Source organism: Nostocoides australiense Ben110 (assembly GCF_001050535.1).
Taxonomy (GTDB): domain Bacteria; phylum Actinomycetota; class Actinomycetes; order Actinomycetales; family Dermatophilaceae; genus Nostocoides_A; species Nostocoides_A australiense.
In genome coordinates, this window is sequence record NZ_HG764815.1 from 3,735,236 (window position 1) to 3,736,236 (window position 1,001).

Annotated in this window: 1 protein-coding gene; it reads right to left on the reverse strand. The window is 73.3% G+C overall.

The window, feature by feature from the left end; all coding sequences use genetic code 11:
* Positions 1-861 (reverse strand): glycosyltransferase family 2 protein (locus tag BN11_RS18350; RefSeq protein ID WP_053084180.1); only part of this gene is annotated, 861 nt, incomplete at its 3' end.
* Positions 862-1,001 lie beyond the last annotated feature (140 nt).

Here is a 1,001-nt window from a genome sequence, read left to right on the forward strand (position 1 = left end):
GGCGACGGCACCGGCATACGCCGCGGGCACCAGCAGGGCCGGCTTCCACACGAGGCCGATCAGCGTGGCGGCGGTGGTGCCGGTCACCATCACCGGCGGCGCCAGGTAGCGCAGGTTGATCGAGCCCTGGTGGTGGCGCGCGATGACGTGCCGCCACCGGCCGTACTGAAAGTATTGCCGCGCAAGGGCTTTCGGGGTGCTCCGCGGTCGATAGGTGACCTTCAGATCCGGCGTGAACCAGATCTTGCCGCCGCGCCCGCGGATGCGGTGGTTCATCTCCCAGTCCTGGGCCCGCTCGTAGTGCTCGTCGAAGCCGCCGACGGCCTCCAGCGCGGCCCGCCGGAAGACCCCGAGATAGACCGTCTCGGCCTCCCCGGCCTGCCCGCCGACGTGGAAAGCGGCGTTGCCTACGCCGATGCGGCTGCGCATGGCGGTGGCGACGGCGCGCTCGAACGGGGTGCGCCCCTCGGCGTGCATGACCCCGCCGACGTTGTCGGCGCCTTGTTCCTGCAGCGCCGTCACAGCGGTGCGCAGGTAGTCCGCCGGGATCTCGGCGTGCCCGTCGACGCGCGCCACGATCTCGCCGTATGAGGCCGCGATAGCCGCGTTCAAGCCGGCCGGTGTGCGGCCGGTCGGGTTGGGCACCAAGCGAATTCGCGGGTCTGCGGCGGCCAGCCCGGCGGCGACGGCGTCGGTTGCGTCCCGCGACGGCCCGAGCGCCACGACGATCTCCATCTCTCCCGGGTAGTCCTGTCCGGCGATCATCGCCACGGCATCGGCGAGGTGCCGCTCCTCGTTGAGCACCGGCACGATCACCGAGACGACGGGCCACGGCGTGGTGGCGGGGTGGGGAGCAGGCACGCCCTCCAGTATCGCCTCCGGACACCGCAACCCCGGCCAACCCCGCCCTCGACACCCGGGCTCGCACGACCCAGCCCGGCCGAGAGGGCGGCCCGCGGCGCGCCACGCCCCGGGCGGCGGGGGTCGGGGGCATGTCCAGC